This window comes from Sorangium sp. So ce295 (assembly GCF_051527405.1).
Classification (GTDB): domain Bacteria; phylum Myxococcota_A; class Polyangia; order Polyangiales; family Polyangiaceae; genus Sorangium; species Sorangium cellulosum_B.
Genome location: NZ_CP150324.1, coordinates 1608913 through 1629211, shown reverse-complemented (window position 1 = coordinate 1629211; position 20299 = coordinate 1608913). Strand labels below are relative to the sequence as shown.

Here is a 20299-nt window from a genome sequence, read left to right as displayed (position 1 = left end):
TAGGCCTCGACTGCTAGGGGGGGCATTGCAGATCTGCAATTTGCAATTCTGCAATAGACATCTGATCCGAGGCTTCACGCCTGCGTCGAGCGCGAGGGGGTATGGCAGCGACAAACTTGTCTTCGACGGCGAGCAGCGGTGTCGACGAGCTCCTGTTCCGGAACGACTCCGTCTCGCTCTGTCTCCTGGTCAATCGGCGGCACCGGACGCTCCGCATCGTCGACTTCCGCGCGGGACCCACGCCGTCCAAGCGGAGCTTCGTCCTGTCGACCGCCAAGCGCGAGGGGGTCGAGAAGATCTTCACGCTCGTCGAGCGCGACGAGGTGCCGACGTGGACCCGCCTCGGGTTCACGCGGGAGGGGTCGATCCCCGGCTTTTACAAGCGCAGCGACGCCTGGATCCTCGGGGCGGTCGTGTCCGAGATGACGTCGCGGCTGCGCACGAGCGGCGACGGCGAGGAGGGCGGCGAGGGCGACGACGTCGCGGCCTCTCCGGCGGTCCTGCTCGCGGAGCGCACGATCGCCCGCGCGAGGCGGCTGCTCCGGGAGGCCGAGGGGCGGCCGCTGCCCGCGATCAAGATCGCGCCCGCGAGCGGCGTCGAGCTGCGACGCGCGGTCGCGGCCGCGCAGCGGGCGGGGCGGGCGCTGACGGGCTTCGAGCCGTTCGGGCGCGACGCGGTGCGGACAGGCTACGTGCTGTCCGCGCGGGGCGGCTTCACGCTGCACGCCGCGTGGGAGATGCAGTCGTGCTTCGGCAACTCGTTCCTGGAGCTCCTGTGCCCGCCGCGCCACGAGGCGGAGCGGCTCGCGACGACGGCCGCGATCGGCGCGCTCTGCGAGCGCCTCGTCGAGGAGAAGGCCGTGAGCACGTTCACCTTCGCCCCCGCGGACGACCAGGAGCTCTGCGCCGCCCTCCTCGCGAACGGCTTCCGCCGCTCGGCGGTGCTGGCGCGGCACCTCGTCGTCGGCCGCGCCCGCAAGGACGCCATCCTCTGGGCGAAGAAGCTCGTCGCGCCCGAGGCCTGAGCCGCCGGCCCGCGAGGGCAGGGGCGAGGGTCACGGCGCGATCTTCTGCAACGGCGGTGCGCACCTGCGCCCCGCGACGATTCATGGGCGCGGCCGCGCCCGCCTCACACCCCGAGGTTGCGCGGGATGCGCACCGCCGGGTCCTCGAGGTCGGGGACGAACGCCGCCCCGGTGATCCGCTCGAACGCCTCGATGTAGCGGCGGGACGCCTCGATCCGGACCTCGTCCGGGATCGCGGGGATCGGCCCGTCGCCCTGGAAGCCGCGCGCGGCGAGCCAGCGGCGCACGTACTCCTTGTCGAACGACTCCGGGTCCTCGCCGGCCGCGAAGCGCTCGCCGTAGGACGAGGCGAACCAGAAGCGGGACGAGTCGGGGGTGTGGATCTCGTCGATGACGACGATGTTGCCGTCCCGGTCCTTGCCGAACTCGTACTTGGTGTCGACGAGGATGAGCCCCTGCTCCGCGCACGTGCGGGCGCCGTGCTCGAAGAGCGCGAGGGCCATCTCGGCGGCGGCGTCGAAGTCGCGCGGCGCGATCGTGCCGAGGGCGAGGATCTCCTCGCGCGAGGCGGAGAGATCGTGCCCGCCCTTCGGCGCCTTGGTGCTCGGCGTCAGGATGGGCCGCGGCAGGCGCTCGTTCTTGCGGAGGCCCTCGGGGAGCCGGTGGCCGCAGAAGACGCGCTCGCCGCGCGCGTAGTGCGTCCAGATGCTGGTCGAGGTCACGCCCGTCACGTAGGCGCGCACGACCATCTCGACCGGCAGGGGCGTGCACTCGATCGCCTCGAGGACGTTCGGGTCGGGCTGGGAGATCATGTGGTTCGGGGCGACGCTCCGCGTGCGCTCGAACCAGAAGGCGGACAGGCGGTTCAGCACCTGGCCCTTCAGCGGCAGCGTGCCGAGCACGCGATCGAAGGCGCTGATGCGGTCGGTGACGACGAGCAGGCGGCGGCCGTCCGGCGTCGTGTAGCAGTCCCGCACCTTGCCCTCGTAGCGGGCGAAGGGGCCCGCGAGCGAGGTGCGCTCGAGCACCCTGCCGAGCGCGGTGCGCAGATCGTCCTCGGTGACCATGGGGCGCGGCTTACCCGGGCTCGCGGGCCGAGTCGACAGGTTTCGAAGGCGCCGGCCGAGTTCCCTCCCCCGCGCCCGCCCTGGAGCCCCGTTGGTCTCCGGCCGGGGGGGTGGTAATAGGGCCGCCCATGGCAAACCGAAGAAAGATCGCCCTAATCGGCGCCGGCAACATCGGCGGGGAGCTCGCGGCCCTCATCGCGCGCAAGGAGCTCGGGGACGTCGTGCTGTTCGACATCCCCCAGAAGACGGACTTCGCGAAAGGCAAGGCGCTCGACCTCGAGCAGAACGGCGCCGTGCTGGGCTACGACGCCTCGATCAAGGGCACCTCGAGCTGGGCCGACTGTGCAGGGGCCGACGTCCTCATCGTCACGGCCGGCATCCCGCGCAAGCCGGGCCAGAGCCGTGACGACCTGGTCGCGACGAACCTGCCGATCATCCGCAGCGTGGCCGACGGCGCGAAGGAGCACTGCCCGAACGCGCTGGTGATCGTCATCTCGAACCCGATCGACGCCATGGTCTACGAGTTCAAGCGCCGCACCGGCTTCCCGCGCGAGCGCGTGCTCGGCATGGCGGGCGTGCTCGACAGCGCGCGCTTCCAGCTGTTCCTGGCGCGCGAGGCGAACGTGTCCGTGAAGGACGTGCGCGCGATGGTCCTCGGCGGCCACGGCGATGACATGGTGCCCATCCCGTCGGCGTGCACGATCAACGGCGTGCGCGCGACCGAGCTCATCAGCAAGGAGAAGCTCGACGCGCTCATCGCGAGGACCCGCAAGGGCGGCGGCGAGATCGTCCAGCTCATGGGGACGAGCGCCTACTACGCGCCCGCCTCGAGCGCCGTCGCGATGGCCGAGAGCTACCTGCTCGACCAGAAGCGGCTGCTCCCCGTCGCGGCCTACCTGGACGGCGAGTACGGCTACAAGGACATCTTCATGGGCGTGCCGGTCATCCTCGGCGGCAAGGGCATCGAGAAGATCGTCGAGCTGCCGCTGACCGCAGAAGAGAAGGAGATGCTCGCGAAGAGCGCGAAGAGCGTGCAGGGCATCACCGACGTGGTGAAGGCCTCGAGCTAGCGCCGGTCGCGCGGCGCGCCGCGCGTCACGAAGAGCACGCGCGCCAGGAGCGGGAGGGAGAGGAGAGAGCGAAGGGCTCTCCCTATCCCTCGGCGCTCCAGCGGTTCACATCGCACCGCCGTAGAGGCCATCCAGCACGGCCGTCAGCTCGCGCCGGGAATCGCGGGCGAGCTCGCCTGCGCTCGCGCCGCCCGCCGGCATCTCGGTGGGCGCGACGCCTTCCCCTGCGGCGATGTCGCTGATGCGCTGGCAGATCAGGTTCATCATCTGCCAGCCCTCGGTGAGCGCGCCCCGCAGCGGGCCGAGGTCCAGGCCGGGGAAGCCCTTCAGAAGGCTGTGCCCGAGCTTGAAGTGCTCGGCGTCCACCTCGGCGTGCGTCGCGAAGTAGTCCGAGTCGGGGAAGATCTGCTGGGCCGCCGTGAGGAGGATGTCGGCGCAGCGCTCGATGACGAAGTGGACGAGGACCGTCCGCTCCTCGGTGGACGCCGAGCCCATCCGCTCGATGAACCACGACGACGCCGCGGCGATGCCGCGGTCCCAGGACGGCGAGCTCCGCGGGTCGTGCATCCTGGAGAGCCTCCGGTTGTGCCCGACCTCGTCGGCGAGGTGGCGCTCGGCGATCGCGATGGCCCCGGGGTGCGACTCGAAGACGACCCTGGCGCACAGGACCTTCTGGAACGCGTTCGACCAGATCTGGAGCGCTCCGAGCATCCGCCGCTTCACGTCGTCCCGGAGGGCGCGCTCGGACCGGATGAGCTGCATCAAGGGGCTGCCCGCGAACTCCCGCGCGTGGACCTCGTTCTCCTCGACGAGGAGATCCACGGGGGACACGGCGCGATCCGGGGACGCCTCGTCCGCGCTGTCCTCCCGCCCGAGCGCCGCGCACAGACACGGCGTGTCCCAGCGAGGCTCGCTTTCGTCGAGCTCCTCGAGATGGATGGATATCGCGGAGAGCCCGCCCGGCGCGCCGCCCACGAGCCCCTGCAGCCCGCCGGGAGGGACCATCACGACGTCTCCCGCCTGGACGCTGCATGGCGAGTCCCCGATGACCTCGCCCGAGCCTTCGGTCACGACGATCATGCCTTTGCCGAGGAGCGCACGAGGCCTGAGCGGCTGACCTTCGAGCAGGCGTACCCATCGCAAGGACAGGTGGCAGACTTCAGGCAGGTAAGCCGAGAGCTCCGAATGTTTCCGGAGTTCCTTGAACAGCCCCAGCAGGGTGCGCTCATCCGCCTTGAGAGACTCGATCGCGAGGATGTCGGCTGTGTTGACTACGCGCATCTACACGGTCCTCCGGGTCGACATGATGGTGCGTCGACTCTGCACGGCTTGATCGCCTGTGTCTAGATCACACTCGGGCATGAAGGCGAATCGTACGGGCCTAAAAAGGAAGGACTCCCGCGGTTCTTTTCATTCACGCTTCCCGCTCCCTGCGCCGCTGATTCTCAGCATCTCTATTTTTCTGCTCGTCTGTTGTTCTGCCCCTCTGCTCCCCTGCCCCGCTCCTGCCGTGATTCCGTGATTCCTTGATTCCGTGCGAGACCGCCGTGTGTTGTGGCAGGATGCGTGCATGAGCCAGCCGCTGCTCGTACCCGCCATCCGCCGCGCCGCCGAGGCGGACCTGCCGGCGATCGTCCATCTCTTCTCGATCCCGGACGAGGGCAACGCGAAGACGGACCACCCCGGCCCGCCGCTCGATCCGCGCTACCGCGAGGCGCTCGCCGCCATCGCGGAAGATCCGAACAACGCGCTGCTCGTCGCGGAGGTCGAGGGGCGCGTCGCCGGCGCGTTCCACCTGACCATCATCCAGTACGTGGCGAACCGCGGAGCACGGGTGGCGCAGATCGAGAACGTCATCGTGGACCCGAGCCTGCGAGGCCGCGGGGTCGGCGAGGCGATGATGCGATGGGCCATCGACGAGGCGCGGCGGCGGGGGTGTTTCCGGGTGCAGCTCACCTCGAACAAGGCGCGGCTGCGGGCGCACCGCTTCTACGAGCGGCTCGGCTTCGTGGCGAGCCACGAGGGGATGAAGCTGAAGCTGTAGACACGAGCAGCCGCGCGGCCAGCGGGATCGCCACGGCGCGGGAAGCGCCGCCTCAGCGGCCGCTCACGAGGAGCGGCTCCCCCTCGGCCCCGAGCAGCGACAGCGGGAAGACCTGCGCTCCGGCCAGCACGTCGCGGCAATAGAGCTCCACGTCGGGGCCGCGCAGCGGCAAGGCCGCGAGCTCCTCCAGCGTGACCCAGCGCGCCTCGAGCGAGTGCTCGTCCGGCTGGCTCTTCGGGGGCGTGGCGTCCCGAGGGCGCGCGAGGAAGATCACCCGGAAGCGCGCCTGCCAGGGGCCCGGGCTGTGCTCGATGCGCAGGATGCCCTCCAGCTCCACCGGGACGCCGGTCTCCTCGAGCGCCTCGCGCCGTGCCCCCTCCGCGAACGTCTCCCCGGGTTCGACGCGGCCCGCCGGCAGATACCAGCGCTGGTCGTGCTTGCGCTCGTGCACGAGGAGGAACCGGTTCCGGTGCCTCACCAGCACCACGGCGATGCACCAGGTCGGGATGGCCGTGCGCGACATGATCGAACCTGCGACAGCTTATCCGGGGGCGCCGCTCGCCAGAAGGGAGAACGCGAGGATCACCCCGGCGCCGCGCCAGCCGGAGCCGCAGGCGCCGCGGGCTCGCTCGGCACCGCGAACGCGGCGATGGTGAGCACCGCCATGAGGGCGCCGAACACGAGGAGCCCCATGAACAAGGCGATCCCGGCGTGCAGCGCCACGGTGGCGACGACCCAGGGCAGCCGCGTGCAGCGCGGCCAGATCAGGAAGCCATAGCCGATCTCCACGAGCAGCACCGTCCACCCGGCGACCGCCGCGAGCCAGGGGGCACCGGCGAGCCACGAGAGGTCGAACTGCCGGTATTCGGGCAACATGACCGAACGCCAGATCGCCTCGCCGTCCCACCACGGCTCGCCCGCTGCCTTTCCCAGCCCGCTGACGAGGTAGGCGAACGAGAGGTGCAGCTGCACAACGCGCAACCCGAGCCGGGCTGCCGGCGTGGGCCCTCCCCGCGCGCGCCCGAGCCGGCGATCCATGGAGAAGGCGGCCTCCGAAGGCATCCAGAGGAGATAGAAGAGAAAGATGCTGGCGAAGCTGTCCACGCCATAGACGGTGGAGCTCGCGGTCGTCACCAGCATCAGGTGGGTGAGCCACGCCAGGAAGGCCGCGGCCCTCGTGCACCAACCGACCAGGAGCGCGGCGAGGGCAACCACGTAGATCACCCCCGTGCCCAGGATGACCGGATCCTCCCCGATCCCGAGCGGGGCAAGGAGCTCCACCGCCCAGCCGATGCGTGGAAGATCGGTCCTCGCGAACACGTCGCGCAGAGGCCCCTGGAGGATCCCGGACCGGCCGTAGAGCTCGAAGAGCGCGGGCGCGACGAGCGCCGCTTGAAGCAAGAGCACGGCCGCGAGCCCGATGCGGAGGGCCGCGAGCGGCGCCGCGGAGGCCGGCGCCAGCGCGAAGCGCTCGATCGCGCCGAGGACCCGCGCGGGCTCGCCGCCCGCGGCCACCCCGCGGAGGCCGATCGAAGGGTCCTTCACCGCGCACCCCCGCTCGCCTCTCGAGAGGTCCGGAGCTTCGAGCGGATCATGAACTTCGCCTCGTACTGCAGGTTCCAGCCGGACCGCTTCCCCTCCCGGTACTCCCGCATCGACGGCAGATCGCACGTCTCCAGTCGGACGAGGATGCTCTCGGCCGCGGGGTGCCTCGCCAGCACCTTGCCCGCCCACGAGGCGGCGATCGAGCGCTGGATCGTCGGATCCTCCACGCTCAAGAAAGGCGTGATGAGGTTCAGTATCCGGATCTCCGTCTCGCGGCTGGCGCCCGACTCGAGCGCGTCGGTGAGGGTCGCGCCGCCGACACCCGAGACGTGAAATCTGGCCCTGGGCAGCGGGGTGATGCTGTCCGCGAAGAAGGCATAGCCGCTCTCGGCCCCGGAGAGCGCGCCGTAAACCGCGAGCGCCCGCGCAAGCCGACCGTCTCCCTCGGGATGGATCTGGAGAGCCCCCATGACGACGAGGCCCAGATGGCCCACGACGGCGACCAGGGCTGCGGCGTGACTCCGGCTGTTCCGCTTTCCCTCCATGCAGCTCCCTCCGGGTGTGCCCGCCTGCGAGCGCCCGCGAACCTGACTGACGAGAGCGAGACGGGGAGAGGGCCGCCCGTCCCGCTCTCCTGCCGCGGCGCCGGCGCCCTCAGCGATCCGTCCTGTCCCCTCTCGGGCGTCCGCCGGCCGAGGGTGCGAAGCCCCCCATCGGACCGCCGCCGGTCATGTCACCGCCAGTGCCCGTACCAGAGACCATGCCAATGACCGTGCCAGTGACCATGCCAATGACCATGCCCGTGCCAATGACCGTGCCCGTGCCAATGACCGTGCCAGTACCCATGCCAGGGCCTGTACCAATGACCATACCAGGACCCGTACCAGGGACCGTACCAGGGCCACTGGCGTGCAGGACGAGCGTCGGCTGCATCCGCGGCGACGGGAGCTCGTGTTTCCGCGATGAGGACGAGCTCCTCGACGGGCGTCGTGGGTGAGGCCGAGGCGAGCTGCGCTGCCCCGAGGCATGCGAGCGGCGCGGCCAGCAGGCCGATGATGTTGATGCGCTTCATGTCCATCCCCCCGTGTGACGGCTGCTCATGACGAGCGCGAACGGCCGAGTGTCCTCAACACCCATGCAAGCCGCACGCCCCGGCTGCATCCGGCGAACGGTCGTCGCTTCCCCGATCTCGGGGTGACAATCACGATAAAGCGGAGCTCACGCACCTCGCCCGGCGCGCGGCTCGACGCCGACCGGTGACGGCAGATTCGGCGCTATTGCTGCGCTATTCCTGCGCTATTCCTGCCAGAGAACCCCGAGCTCGATCTCCACGGCGTCGAACGGCGCCGCGCGCAGGGTGACGTCACCCTCCCACGCGCCCACGCGCGCGAACCGCCCACCGTCGATGCGGTAGACCTCCAGGAGCCGGAGCCGTGGGTCGATCAGCCAGTAGTGGGCCACGAGCTCGCGCGCGTAGATCTCCATCTTGTCGCGGCGATCGAGCGCCTCGGTGGACGGCGAGATCACCTCGCACACCCAGTCGGGCGCGAGGAAGATCGCCGCGTTCCGCATCGGGATCTGCGGCATCCGGTCGCGGCGCCACGCGGCGATGTCAGGGATCACGATGTCCGGATCGGTGCCGAGGTGCAGCTCGGGCTCGACCAGCAGCGCCCACCGGCCAGGCCCCTTGATGCCCCGACGAAATGGCAGGTACAGCTCGCCCGCGAGCACCGACGTCACGTTGCGGGAGGACACGGAGGGCCGCGGCGTCGCGTGGAGGACGCCGTTCAGGACCTCCGCCACCTGATTCGGCGGCGTGTCAAGCACATCCTGGTACGTGGCGCGACGGGCGCAGTCAGACATGGTCGGATGTTAGCATGCACGCCGCGCGCGGCGGCTCGCCCGGCGAAAATCCGTGAGCAGCCCCCCTCCGATCGCCGCGGGTTCGTTGTAGATTCCGCCGCCATGAGCGAAGCAGCCCCCTCCCCCACGCAACGCCCCCGTCCGCTCGTCCTCTGCATCCTCGATGGATTCGGCGAGCGCGAAGAAAAGGACCAGAACGCGATCGCCCTCGCCGCGATGCCGAACCTCGACGCGATCAAGCGCGACTCCGAGAAGACGCTGATCGGGACGAGCGGCCCGGACGTCGGGCTCCCGGTGGGGCAGATGGGCAACAGCGAGGTCGGCCACCTGAACTTCGGCGCGGGGAGGATCGCGCTGATGGACATCTCGCGCATCGACGTCGCGATCGCCGAGAACAAGCTCGGCTCGAACGAGATCATCGACCGGACGTTCCGGATCGCGCAGGACCGCAAGTGCCGGGTGCACCTCTTCGGGCTCGTCTCCGACGGCGGCGTCCACTCGTCGCTCGACCACTTCCTCGCGCTGATCAAGCTCGCGAAGTTCCACGAGGTGCCCCTCGTGCTGCACGCGTTCCTCGACGGCCGCGACACGCCGCCGAAGAGCGCGTGGGGCTACGTCGAGAAGATCGAGGAGGCGCTCCAGGGCATCGGCGTCATCGGCACCATCTCGGGCCGGTACTACGCCATGGACCGCGACAAGCGCTGGGACCGCGTCATGAAGGCCTACACCGCGATCGTGCGCGGCGACGCGCCGCGGGCCGACACGGCGTTCGACGCGATCCAGCAGTCGTACGCGGCCGGGAAGACGGACGAGTTCGTCGAGCCCATCCGCATCGGCGACTACAGCGGCATCAAGGGCGACTTCGTGGCCGACTTCGCCTCGCAAGAGCCCCGCTGGGAGTGGCAGGGAGAAGAGGTCGGCCTCTCCGTCAACTTCAGGCCTGACCGGATGCGCGAGATCTCGGCGATGCTCACGCGGCGGAACCTGCCGGACGAGGTGCTGGAGCTCCTCTCGGACCGGGGCAAGCCGGTCTTCGCCTTCCAGGAGCACTGTTACAGCGGCATGACCGAGTACGACGCGGCGCTGAAGCTGCCGGTCGCGTTCCCGAAGGACGAGGTGACCGAGTCGTTCCCCGAGGTGATCGCCCGCGCCGGGCTCACGCAGCTCCGGTGCGCGGAGACCGAGAAGTACGCGCACGTCACGTACTTCTTCAACGGCGGCCGCGAGGAGACGTTCCCGGGCGAGGACAGGAAGCTCGTGCCCTCGCCGCGCGACGTCGCCACCTACGACAAGAAGCCGGAGATGAGCGCGGCGGGCGTCGCGAACGAGGTCGTGACCGCGATCAAGAGCGGCAAGTACGACTTCATCCTGGTGAACTTCGCGAACCCGGACATGGTCGGGCACACCGGCATCCTCGAGGCCGCCATCCACGCCAACGAGGCGGTCGACAAGGGGCTCGGCGCCATCGGGGACGCCGTGCGCGAGGCCGGCGGCGCGCTGATCATCACCGCGGACCACGGCAACTGCGAGCAGATGAAGGACGAGCACGGCAACCCGCACACCGCCCACACGCTCAACCCGGTGCCGCTCTACTACCTGAACCAGAACGACCCCGGCATCGTGCTCCGGTCCGGCGGCCGCATCTGCGACGTGGCGCCGACGATGCTCGAGATCCTCGGCCTCCCGCAGCCCGCGGCGATGACGGGGCGCACGCTCCGCGTCCGACAGCGGTAAGTGGGCGCCGACCAGAGGCAGCTCGGCCCGTACATCCTGCGCGAGGCCGTCTCGTCGCGGGCGCTCACCGTGACGTACCGGGCCGAGCACGCGGGGCTCGGTCGGGCGGCGCTGATCAAGACGCTCAAGCCCACGGTGTCGGCCGCGAGCGCGTTCGCGGCCGGCCTCGAGCGCGAGGCGAAGATCCTCGCGCGCATCCGGCACCCCAACATCATCGACATCCACGACTTCCAGCGCGACGAGGACCGGATATGGCTCGTGCTGGAGCCGCTCTCGGGGCCGACGCTCGCGGCCCTGTGCGCGCGCGCTGGCCGCCTCGACGAGGGCGCCGCGGCGGCCATCGCGCTGGAGATCGCGCGCGGCCTCGGGCACGCGCACGAGCGGGGCGTCGTGCACCGCGAGCTGCGCCCCGAGCGCGTCATCGTCACGCCCGCGGGCGGCGTGAAGATCCTGGAGTTCGCGGCGGCGTCCGACGGCCGGCAACCCTCGCTGCCGGAGCCGTTCGAGGGCAGCGACACGTTCGCGCGGCCCGACTACATGGCGCCGGAGCAGATCCTCGGGGCGGAGCCCGGGCCTCAGGCGGACGTGTTCGCGCTCGGCGTTGTGCTGTTCGAGATGCTCACCGGCGTGCGCCCGTTCGACGAGCCGAAGGCGGGGCCGGAGGATGCCAATCGTACGTCGAACCACGCGTCGAACCGCGCCTCCAACCGCGCGTCGAACCGCGCGTCGGGCGCCCCCGGCGCGCCGCGCGAGCGCGACGAGGACCGGTGGGCCGAGGGCAGGGCCGTCGCGCACCGGATCCGCAACGCGCCGCCGCAGCCGCTGCGAGGGCTCGTGCCCGACGTGTCGCGCGGCCTGGAGCGCGTGGTGCTCCGGTGCCTCGAGAAAGAGCCGGAGCAGCGCTACGACAGCGGCCGCGCCGTCGCGGACGCCCTGGCCGAGGAGCTCGCGGAGCGCGGCCAACCGCAGCCGCGCGCGCTCATCACGAGGGCCCTCGCGGCGGCCAAGCTCGGCGGCGACGAGCTGCCGCCCGCGCAGGCGCCCTCCGCGCGCCCCGCCGCCGAGCAGCGCAGCGCGCCGTCGCTCGCGCCCGACGTGGGCCGGCTCGTCGGCATCTTCGCCCTGGTCGTCGCGGGCGGCGCGCTCATCGAGCTCAGCCTCCGCCCGCACGACGCCGCGGAGCCGCCCAGCGCCGAGGTCAGGCAGCCCGGCGGGCGCTCGGAGGAGCGCGGCTACCTGAAGGTCCTCGCCAGGCCGTGGGCGGAGGTCGTCATCGATGGGGAGCTCATCGACGTGACGCCGATGGCGCGGGCGATCCCGCTCCAGGCCGGGCGGCACTACGTCACGTTCCGGCACCCGAACGCGCCCGAGGAGAAGCGCACGATCACCGTCTCCGAGGGGCAGACGGTCACGCTCGACGTGAGCATGCGGATCGATCGCGGCGCGATCGACGCGGGCGCGCCGCCGGTTCCGGACAGGGACGCGTCGCCCTGACGGCGACGCCGGCCGCACCTACACGGCGCCGCCCGCCTCCCCCGCGCCGTTTGCGCCCCCCGCGTCTCCCTCGCCGCTCGCGCCGCCCGCGCGGCGGCGGAGCGCCTCGAGCGCGAGGAGCGGCCGCTCCCGCTTCTCGTGCAGCTCGCCGAGGCACTGGCCGCTGCCGCGCTCGAGCGCGCGGCAGCAGTCGGGCCGCACCTCGTAGATCGAGCACAGGAAGCGGCCGTGCTCCGCGTCCAGCGTGAGCGCGGCGCAGCGGCCGTCCTCGATGCGCATGTAGCAGCGGTTGCCGATGAAGCGCGTGAACCCCCGCGCGCGATCGTCCATGCGATCGTGGTCGCAGCCGAAGACCCGGACGTACTCCGGCAGGGCCGAGAAGCAGCAGGTGCCGCACGCGGTGCACTCGGGGACGACCGCATCTCCCCCGCCGCGCGCGCCGCCTGCGCGCGGCGCGCCCGTCGCGCCCCGCTCGCCCTTGCGCGTCAGAGCCGGACCTCCACGTGCGTCCCGCGCTTCAGGTCGTCGAGCCACTTCTGCTTGGCCTTCGTCATGATCTCCGCCTGCAGCCGCTGGAGGACCTCCGGGCGAGCCGCCTCGAGCGTCGTGAAGCGGGACGGCTGGCGGCTCAGGAGCTTCATGACCACGAACGCATCGCCCGCGCGCATCGGCCCGGTCACGCCGCCCGGCTCGATCGCCATCAGCGCGGCCTCGAGCTCCGGGGCCATCACCTGGCGCTGGCCGGTCACCGCGGCCTGCGTCCCCTGCGGCGCGCGGACCCCGAGGTCGCCGCCCTCCTCGCGGGTCGCGGTGTCGTCCGAGAACTGCCCCGCGAGCGCCGCGAAATCCTCCCCGCCGCGCGCGCGCTCCGCGAGCGCCGCGGCGAGCGCGCGGCGCTCCTCGACCGCCTCGGCGCTCGAGCCGGGCAGGACGCGCAGGACGATCCACGCCGGGTGGTAGTCGCGCCGCCGGCGCTCCTCGCGCACCAGCCGATCGAAGGCCGACCGCACGTCCTGCTCGGTGATGCGCACGCGGCCCTTCACCCGGAGCTGCAGCATCTTGCCCTCGAGGATCTGCCGGCGGATCTCGTCGCGGTACTCCTGCTCGGTGAGCCCCGAGCTCGCCCGCGCCGTCCGGAACAGCTCCTCGACCGTCATCTGCTCCGCGGCAGCGATGTTCCGGAACGCGTTCTCGATCTCCTCGGAGGTCACGCGGACATTGGCCTTCTCGGCGGCCTGGCCCTCGAGCTCCTCGTCCACCATCTTCTGGAGGAGATCGCGGAAGACCTGCGATTCGGCCGCCGCCTGCTGCGCGCCCGGCGGGACCCTGGCCTGGATCTGAAGCAGGAAGGGGCGAGCCCGCTGCCGCAGATCCGAGAGCAGGATGGCGCGATCGCCGACGACGGCGACGATCCGCTCGCTCACGACCGCGTGGGCGAGCGGCGAGGCGAAGGCGGCGGCGGCGACGAGCCCGGCGAGGGCGAGGCGGAGCGGAACACGCATCGCGCGGCTCTACCACCGGGCCCCAGGCGGTTCCACGCGTTTCCGGCCCTGCGCGGCCCGGGTTGCCCCGGACTCAGCCGGAGCCGGGGTACACCGTCCGACGGGAGGCGCGCTCGCGGACGGCCTCGCGCGCGAGCGCGTCGGCGCGCTCGTTGAGCAGCACGCCGGCGTGCCCCGGCACATACACGAGGCGCGCGCGCGGCCGCGCGGCGAGCGCGCCGCGCAGCGAGGCGATGAGCTCGGCGTTCGCCTTCGCCTTCCACCCCTTCTGGAGCACGCCGATCGAGTACTGACTGTCCGTGTGGATGACGATGGGCCGCCCCGGCTCGTCCACCTCCTCGAGCGAGCGGAGGATGGCCGTCAGCTCGGCGATGTTGTTGGTCGCGGTGCCGAGGAACTCGCTGCGCTCGATCCGCCGGCCGCCGTCGATGACCACCACGCCGAGCCCCGCGGGCCCCGGGTTCCCCGAGCACGCGCCGTCCGCGTAGACGATGACAGCCCCTTCCGGGACGGGCGCCGCACCGGCCTCCCCCCGCGCCGGCGCCTTGCGCTGCGCGCGCCCGGCCGGCGCCGGGGCGGCCGCGCCCCCCTCGGGCTGCTCGCCGGCGCGCGCCTTCACGACCGCCTCCGCGGGCCCACAGGTGTCGTCGGGCAACACCTTCGGGTCGACCACGGTCAGGTTGTCGGCGCGCGCCTTGTACCTGCGGCCGTCGTGCGGCTTGTAGCGGATCTCGACGCCGCCGCCCTCCTCCGCGACCAGGGCGCCGGCGGCGTCGGCGCGAGCATAGACGGTTTGACCTCGAAGCGATGCGCGGACCCAGGGCACGAGCGCACACTGGCATGGATCGAAGGCCGCCGGTACGGGAGACCACGCCAGGCGAGCCCGGCCTATCGCGCCGGCCGGGCGCGGCCGCGCCTGCCCTCGTCGCAGCCCTCGCGGCGCGCAAGGCGGACAGCGACGCTGGCGGCGCGCGCGGCCGCGCCGCCCTGCGATCACGGGTCGATGCAGAGCGCGAGCGACCACGCGGTCAGCGTGCCGGAGTCGGACCCGGCGTCGTCCCCGACCCGGAGCGTCCACGTGCCGTTCGCCGGCCCCGAGAGGAAGGCCGCGAACGACGACTCCGGGCGGAAGCAGCCGCGGAACGGCGCCATCGCCCCCGTGACCGCGCTCGCGCAGCCCATGTCGAAGACGGTCCTCCGGTAGTTGTCGCCGGAGCCGCCGTTGTCGCTCGACACATCGACCGTCGCGCCAGCCGGAGAGGTGAGCGAGATATCGAGATCTCCGTCGAACGAATGCGCGATGTCGAGCTCGAGCGTCACGCGCCCGATCGCGCCCCTCGAGACGACAGGGAGGACGCTGGCAGCGACCGCGCGATCCGTGACGGTCTTGGGGATGTCCGTGGACGACTGCACCCACAGCACCTGCCCGGGCGAGCACGCGCCGACGGCAGCGTCGCAGCCGAGCGCGCAGTCCGGGTCGGCGCAGTCCGTCTCGCCGTCGAGGTCATCGTCCGCCGCGTCGCCGCAGTTGCGCTCCTTGGCGTACGTGCACACGCTCGGCGTGCCCCGGCAGGTGTACCGCGCTTCGACCATGCAGCCCGCGCTGCAGCCGTCGCCGCTCGACGTGTTGGCGTCGTCGCAGCCCTCGACGCCGTCCCGCACGAAGCCGTCGCCGCACCTCGCGGCGCGGCAGGTGATAGGGCAGCCGTCGGCGCTGTCGGCGTCGCCGTCGTCGCACTCCTCGCCGGCCTGGATCGCGCCGTCGCCGCAGCCGTCGAGCAGGCACCCTGGGCTGCACCCGTCGCCCGCGCTCCGGTTCCCGTCGTCGCACGCCTCGACGCCGGCGCGGACGAACCCGTCCCCGCACACGGCGCGCGCGCAGCCCGTCGGGCAGGCGTCGGTGTTGCTCGCGTTTCCGTCGTCGCACGCCTCGACGCCGGCGCGGACGAACCCGTCCCCGCACGAGGCGGCGACGCACGTGGTGAGGCACGCGTCCGTGGTGCTCGTATTGCCGTCATCACACGCCTCCGCGGCGGCGTTGACCACGCCGTCGCCGCAGACCGGCGCGGCGCAGGTGCCTGCCGCGCTGCACACGTGGCTCAGGCAATCGCGCCCGGCGGCGCAGCGCATTCCGGCGGCGCACCCGACGCACGCGGGGCCGCCGCAGTCGATATCGGTCTCCGCCCCGTTCCGGGCGATGTCGGTGCACGACGGGAGGCACGTCGTCCCTGAACAGCGGCCGCCCAGGCAATCGCCGTCCGCGGCGCACGCCTTGCCGGTGGCGCAAGGCGAGCACGCCGGTCCGCCGCAGTCGACGTCGGTCTCCGCCCCGTTCGTCGCGCCGTCGGCGCACGACGACGCGCGGCACCTGCCGTCCGCGCAGATCCCGCTCCGGCAGTCCGCGCCGGCGAGGCAGGCCTCGAGATCCGCGCACGGCACGCACTCCGAGCCGCCGCAGTCGACGCCGGTCTCGGCGCCGTTCATCGCGCCATCGCCGCAATCTGGCGCGACACAGCTGTTCTCGACGCAGATGTTGCTCAGGCAATCGCCAGCGACGAGACACTCGACACAAGCGCCGTTCCCATCGCAATAGCGCGCTCCGGTCGCGTCGGGTCCGCCGCACTCCGTGGTCGCCGGCGCCGGAAGGTTCTTCGGCGCCCCGGCGATGCACACGTCGGCCGAGCACGGGTCTCCGTCGGAGAAGGCGTCTTGGTCGTCGTCGAGCTCGATCACGGCGCCATGCCCATCGCAAACGCGCGCCTTGCAGTCGCCCAGCACCTGCTCGCCCACGGGCTTTCCCCGCGGCGCGTCGTCGAGGGCGCACCGGCCGCCTTCGCAGGTGCGCAGCCGACACGCGCCGTCGACCCCGGGGCAGTCCGCGGCCGTGACGCAAGGCGCTCCGTCCCCTCCGCCCCCGCCGCCTCCGCCGTCCTCGCCGCCTCCGCCGTTCCCGCCGCCGCCGGCCTCCGGCCCCGGCGCCTGCCGGGGACGATCGCAGTCGACCGCGGTCAAAGCAGCAGCGATGACGAGCGGCGACAGAACCTTCGTGAACGGAGCGCTTCTGAAGAGGTCCGCTCGCACTGACACCTCGATTCCTCCGCTTCTGGCGGGAACGGCGACGTCCCTTCAAGGCTCGATCCGAGCCTGACGGACGCGCAGGCGGTCGATCATCGGCGCATTAGACTGATATGGAATCGAGAGGACGCCAGCAGCCAAACGGATCGGGAGAGCCCCTATTGCGACGCGCGGCGCTCGCAGCGCGCCGGGCCCTCGACCGCGCCATGGCGGCGGGCAGCTCGCCGCCGCGTACGCCTCCCGGCCGCCGCATGAGCTCCCACCGGACTCGATCCATGCAGGCGTAGGCGGGGGGCGAGCTTCCCGACGCCGTACGGCGAGCGGTCTACGGCCCCGCGCAGCCGTGATGTTCGTCCCGGGGCTCGGGACGCGAAGAGTTGGCCGTCGCGAGCTGCGCATACAGCGCGGCGTACTCCGCCATGATCGTCCTGCTGGCATAACGGCGCACGGCGCGCCGGCGCGCGGCCTCGCCGAGCTGCGCCCGCAGGGAAAGGTCGTCGCGCAGGGATCGGAGCGCGCCCCGCAGCGCGTCCTCGTCTCTCGGCGCCACCAGGAGCGCCACCCGACGGCCCTCGCCCTGGATCACCTCCGGCACCGCGCCGACCGGCGTGACGACGCAGGGCAGGCCGCTGGCCATGGCCTCCAGCAACGCGTTGGGCAGCCCCTCGCCATGGCTCGGCAGGCAGAAGACGTCCGCGTCGCGGTAGACAGCGGGCATCGCGTCTTCGGGCACCTCGCCGAGCAGGCTCAGGCGGCCTTGCCGATCGAGCTCCGCGAGCGCCTCGTCGAGGCGGCGGGACGGGCCGGCAGCGCCGCTTGCGTCGCGAGGCCCCGCCAGCGCGAGGGTCAGGCCCTCGACCGCCAGCACGGCCCGCGCGAGCTCCAGGACCCCCTTCTGCGGCGTGACGAGCCCCGCGAAGAGCACCCGCAGCGGCTGGCCGGGCGAGCGCGGCGCGGCAGCGGGGTGGAAGCCGCCGGTGTCGACCGGGTTGGCGATCCGGAGGACGCGGCCCCCTGGAACCAGGGCCTGCACGTAACACCGCAGCTCCTCCGAGAGCGTGATGACGGCTGCGGCGCGGCCCAGCACGGCGCGCACGGCCTGCCGAGCCGGCCACGGCAGGGCCCGATGCCAGGCGATGATCTGCGGCGACAGGCGCAGGTGGAGCACGGCCGGCACCGCCGCGCGACGGCACAGCTCCACCGCGAGGCCGTCGCGCGCGGTCGCCCAGAACAGGGTGGTGCACAGATGAACGACATCCGGCCGGCGTCGCGCGAGCAGCCGGTGAAGCGCAGCCAGCGCCTCGCCCGCGCGGACCACGCGCGCGGGGCGAAGCCTGCTCGTCGGATCGGTCGAGGCGCCTCGGGGCGAGGTGTCGATGACGTCCGCCTCGATGCCCGCCGCTGCCGCCGCGTCGAGGTAGTTCCGCATCCACCGCGTGATTCCGCCGGCGGGCGGCGGGAGGGGGCCCCAGAGCGCGACGCGCATGTCCCTAGAAGCGCGCGTCGGCCTCGATCTGGGCCCAGCGCTCGCGGAACCACCCCACGGTGCGCGCGAGCCCCTCGCGCAGGCCCGTCTGCGCCTCGAAGCCGAGGAGGCGACGGGCCTTGTCGGTGGACGCGACCCGACGGCGCTGCGTATCCCACGACCGGCGCCCGACGAACCGGACGCCGGCGCGGTTGCCCGTCAACTCGTTGATGGCCCTCGCGACGTCGAGGATGGCGATCTCCTCGCCCGACGCCAGGTTGAACGCCTCGCCCGAGGCGGACGCCGCGGTGCCCGCGCGGAGAAATCCATCGACGATGTCACCCACGTAGGTGAACGAGCGGGTCTCCTCTCCCGTCCCGGTGATCGGCAGCGCCTCGCCGCGCAGGGCCCAGTAGATGAAGTTGGGGATCACATTGCGGTATCGGCCAGGGACCTCGCCCGGACCATACGAGTTGAAGGGGCGGATCCGCACGGTGCTCAGCCCGTCGTGGCCGGCCGGATGACCGCAGAAATAATTGCAATAGAGCTCGCCGAGCAGCTTGGTGGCCTGGTAAGGCGTGTGGACATCGAGCGCGAGGTGCTCCTCGTGGACGGGCCGCGGCGGGTCGCTGCCGTAGGGCGCGCACCCGGACGAGGCGAAGACGACGCGCTGCGCCCCGCTGCGCCGCGCGTGCTGCAGCACCCGCAACGTGCCGAGGCCGTTGACCTCGAGATCCCGCTCCGGGTTGTCCACCGAGTTCTGGTTCGCGAACAGCGCGGCGAGGTGGAAGACATGCGACGGCTGCTCCCGGAACACCGCCGCGAGCAAGCCGTCATCAACGACGCTCCCCTCCACGAAGCGCACGTTGCGCCGCGCCGGGACGCCCCAGCGGGAAGAGGAGGAGAGGTCGTCCACCACGATCACCTCCGCGCCCACGTCGGCCAGGGCCGCCGCGAGCGAGCCGCCGATCGCGCCCGCCCCACCGGTCACGATGATCCGCCGGTCCTTGTAATTCTGCATGGTCCCCACCGCTGTGCCTGTCGTCTCGCCCATGGAACGATGCCCACCGCAATGCCCCGGTGCATTGCGTCCTTCGGTACCCCTCAGCCCCGCGCCGGCGCGCCAGCTCACGAAAAAGGGCGCGGCCGCTTCTTCACGACGGTGCTTCACCCGCTGCGCGCGCGAAGATCTCCTCATAACGACGCACGAGCGGCTCGCGCGTGAACCAGCGAAGGAAATAGAGCCGGCCGGCCTCCCCCATCGCGCGCCGCGCCTCCGGCGTCATGCCGTGAAGCCGCCGCACGGCGTCCGCGAGCGCCGCCGGGTCCTCGGGCTCGCAGGCGAGCCCCGCCCCGCTGCTCCGCACCAGATCGGCTGGATCCCCGCCCGCCGCGACGAGCACCGGCCTGGCCGCGGCCATGTAGGCCGGGATCTTCGAGGGGATCGTGATCTCGAAGCGCGGATCGCGCCGGAGGTGCGAGAGCGCCACATCGGCCAGCGCGAAGAAATGCGGCATGCGCTCATGGGGTTGCTGGCCGATGAAGACGACGTTCGAGAGGGCCCGCGCCGCAGCTTCGCGCCGGAGCCTGAGCGCGTCGTTCCCGTCCCCGACCATCACGAACCGCACGTCGGTGAGGTCGCGCAGCCGCTCGGCCGCGTCGAGCACGCTGGAGAGGGCCTGTGCAGGGCCCATGTTGCCGGCGAAGAGGACGACGAACCGCCCTGACAGCCCGTGCTCCGCCGCGAGCTGCGGGTCGGGCTCCACCGGCCTGTAGATCCGATCGTCGGCCCAGTTCGGGATCAGGTGCACCTTGTCTGTCGAGAGGCCTTTGCGGGAGAGCTCACGCTCGAGCCCCGGGCTGATGACGGTGATCGCCGCGGCGCGCCGGAAGAGGGCGCGGTTCACGCGATCGATGCCAGCGAACACGAGCCTGTTGTCGAGCATGCCCGAGGCCGCCGCGGTCTCGGGCCACAGGTCCTGGACCTCATAGACCCACGGTATCCGGCGGAGCGCGGCGAGCCAGGAGGCGGCGATGGCGTGGCTCGGTGGGGGGTTATGGACCCAAGCGACGTCCGCCGGCCCGGAGAGGGCAGTCCCGAGCAGCGCGGTCGAGGCGGCGAAGCTCGCGTAGTTGAGCGTCCGCCGCACGCGCGATCGGCTGTGATCAGGGTAGCTCGGGAGGCGTATCACCCTGGTGCCGCTCGCGTGCTCCACGTCCCAGAGGCGCTGTCGGTACCCTGGATAAGTGCGGCCATGCGGGTAGTTCGGGAACGCGGTCACCACCGTCACCTGGTGCCCGCGCTCGGCCAGCGCCTCTGCGAGCAGATGGGGGCGCGCGACCGGCTCGGGGTGATACCATTGCGACAGGAGGAGAATCTTCACTCACCGCACTTCGATGCACCGGCGCTCGCGG

General features: G+C 72.0%; 18 protein-coding genes. 5 read left to right on the top strand and 13 right to left on the bottom strand.

The genetic code is table 11. The annotated features are described in order from the left end of the window. Positions 1–101 precede the first annotated feature (101 nt). Complete coding sequence (locus tag WMF11_RS06110) at positions 102–1025, top strand: hypothetical protein (protein WP_437907486.1); 924 nt, start codon at positions 102–104, stop codon at positions 1023–1025. 104 nt (positions 1026–1129) lie between these two features. Here WMF11_RS06110 and WMF11_RS06105 read toward each other — a convergent pair whose 3' ends face one another. Further along, positions 1130–2092: a phosphoribosylaminoimidazolesuccinocarboxamide synthase gene (locus tag WMF11_RS06105; protein ID WP_437976766.1), complete on the bottom strand. Its 963-nt coding sequence runs from the start codon at positions 2090–2092 to the stop codon at positions 1130–1132. Between the two features lie 128 nt (positions 2093–2220). On the opposite strand from WMF11_RS06105, the gene mdh reads away from it, so the two are divergent. After that, positions 2221–3162 carry a malate dehydrogenase gene (gene mdh / locus WMF11_RS06100; protein WP_012233684.1) on the top strand — a complete coding sequence of 314 codons (942 nt, stop codon included), beginning with the start codon at positions 2221–2223 and terminating at the stop codon, positions 3160–3162. 105 nt (positions 3163–3267) lie between these two features. Here mdh and WMF11_RS06095 read toward each other — a convergent pair whose 3' ends face one another. Further along, positions 3268–4443 carry a hypothetical protein gene (locus tag WMF11_RS06095; RefSeq protein ID WP_437976765.1) on the bottom strand — a complete coding sequence of 392 codons (1176 nt, stop codon included), beginning with the start codon at positions 4441–4443 and terminating at the stop codon, positions 3268–3270. A gap of 289 nt (positions 4444–4732) precedes the next feature. Here WMF11_RS06095 and WMF11_RS06090 point away from each other — a divergent pair, with 289 nt between their 5' ends. Next, on the top strand, positions 4733–5206 hold the full coding sequence (locus tag WMF11_RS06090) for an N-acetyltransferase family protein (protein ID WP_437976764.1): 474 nt from the start codon (positions 4733–4735) through the stop codon (positions 5204–5206). 52 nt (positions 5207–5258) lie between these two features. On the opposite strand, the gene WMF11_RS06085 is transcribed toward WMF11_RS06090, so the two are convergent. From WMF11_RS06085 to WMF11_RS06070, 4 genes are all read right to left on the bottom strand, one after another. Next, a complete protein-coding gene (locus tag WMF11_RS06085) occupies positions 5259–5729 on the bottom strand; it encodes an NUDIX domain-containing protein (RefSeq protein WP_437907482.1) in 471 nt (156 codons plus the stop codon). Positions 5730–5788: 59 nt separating this feature from the next. Continuing rightward, positions 5789–6751 (bottom strand): hypothetical protein, encoded by a 963-nt coding sequence (locus tag WMF11_RS06080; RefSeq protein WP_437976763.1) that lies wholly within the window; start codon positions 6749–6751, stop codon positions 5789–5791. Further along, entirely contained in the window at positions 6748–7296 is a 549-nt protein-coding gene (locus WMF11_RS06075) for a hypothetical protein (RefSeq protein ID WP_437976762.1), read from the bottom strand. Before WMF11_RS06075 ends, WMF11_RS06080 begins: the two co-directional genes overlap by 4 nt. A 751-nt stretch (positions 7297–8047) precedes the next feature. After that, complete coding sequence (locus tag WMF11_RS06070; protein WP_437550064.1) at positions 8048–8614, bottom strand: Uma2 family endonuclease; 567 nt, start codon at positions 8612–8614, stop codon at positions 8048–8050. A gap of 102 nt (positions 8615–8716) precedes the next feature. On the opposite strand from WMF11_RS06070, the gene gpmI reads away from it, so the two are divergent. Further along, positions 8717–10348, top strand: coding sequence for a 2,3-bisphosphoglycerate-independent phosphoglycerate mutase (gene gpmI, locus WMF11_RS06065; RefSeq protein ID WP_437550062.1), 1632 nt, complete (start codon positions 8717–8719; stop codon positions 10346–10348). Next, on the top strand, positions 10349–11842 hold the full coding sequence (locus tag WMF11_RS06060; protein ID WP_437976761.1) for a serine/threonine protein kinase: 1494 nt from the start codon (positions 10349–10351) through the stop codon (positions 11840–11842). It begins immediately after the preceding gene. A gap of 18 nt (positions 11843–11860) precedes the next feature. Here the strand turns inward: WMF11_RS06060 and WMF11_RS06055 are convergent, their stop codons facing one another. The 7 genes from WMF11_RS06055 to WMF11_RS06025 form a co-directional block, all read right to left on the bottom strand. Continuing rightward, positions 11861–12376, bottom strand: a complete 516-nt coding sequence (locus WMF11_RS06055) for a YkgJ family cysteine cluster protein (protein ID WP_437907477.1) — start codon at positions 12374–12376, stop codon at positions 11861–11863. Further along, on the bottom strand, positions 12328–13344 hold the full coding sequence (locus WMF11_RS06050; protein WP_437550058.1) for a peptidylprolyl isomerase: 1017 nt from the start codon (positions 13342–13344) through the stop codon (positions 12328–12330). Before WMF11_RS06050 ends, WMF11_RS06055 begins: the two co-directional genes overlap by 49 nt. A 73-nt stretch (positions 13345–13417) precedes the next feature. After that, on the bottom strand, positions 13418–14170 hold the full coding sequence (locus WMF11_RS06045) for a ribonuclease HI (protein ID WP_437907476.1): 753 nt from the start codon (positions 14168–14170) through the stop codon (positions 13418–13420). Between the two features lie 167 nt (positions 14171–14337). After that, positions 14338–16431: a DUF4215 domain-containing protein gene (locus WMF11_RS06040; RefSeq protein WP_437976760.1), complete on the bottom strand. Its 2094-nt coding sequence runs from the start codon at positions 16429–16431 to the stop codon at positions 14338–14340. A gap of 313 nt (positions 16432–16744) precedes the next feature. Next, positions 16745–17905, bottom strand: coding sequence for a glycosyltransferase family 4 protein (locus tag WMF11_RS06035; protein ID WP_437907474.1), 1161 nt, complete (start codon positions 17903–17905; stop codon positions 16745–16747). Positions 17906–17909: 4 nt separating this feature from the next. Next, on the bottom strand, positions 17910–18905 hold the full coding sequence (locus WMF11_RS06030) for an NAD-dependent epimerase/dehydratase family protein (protein WP_437976759.1): 996 nt from the start codon (positions 18903–18905) through the stop codon (positions 17910–17912). Between the two features lie 133 nt (positions 18906–19038). Continuing rightward, on the bottom strand, positions 19039–20268 hold the full coding sequence (locus WMF11_RS06025; protein WP_437976758.1) for a glycosyltransferase family 4 protein: 1230 nt from the start codon (positions 20266–20268) through the stop codon (positions 19039–19041). Positions 20269–20299 lie beyond the last annotated feature (31 nt).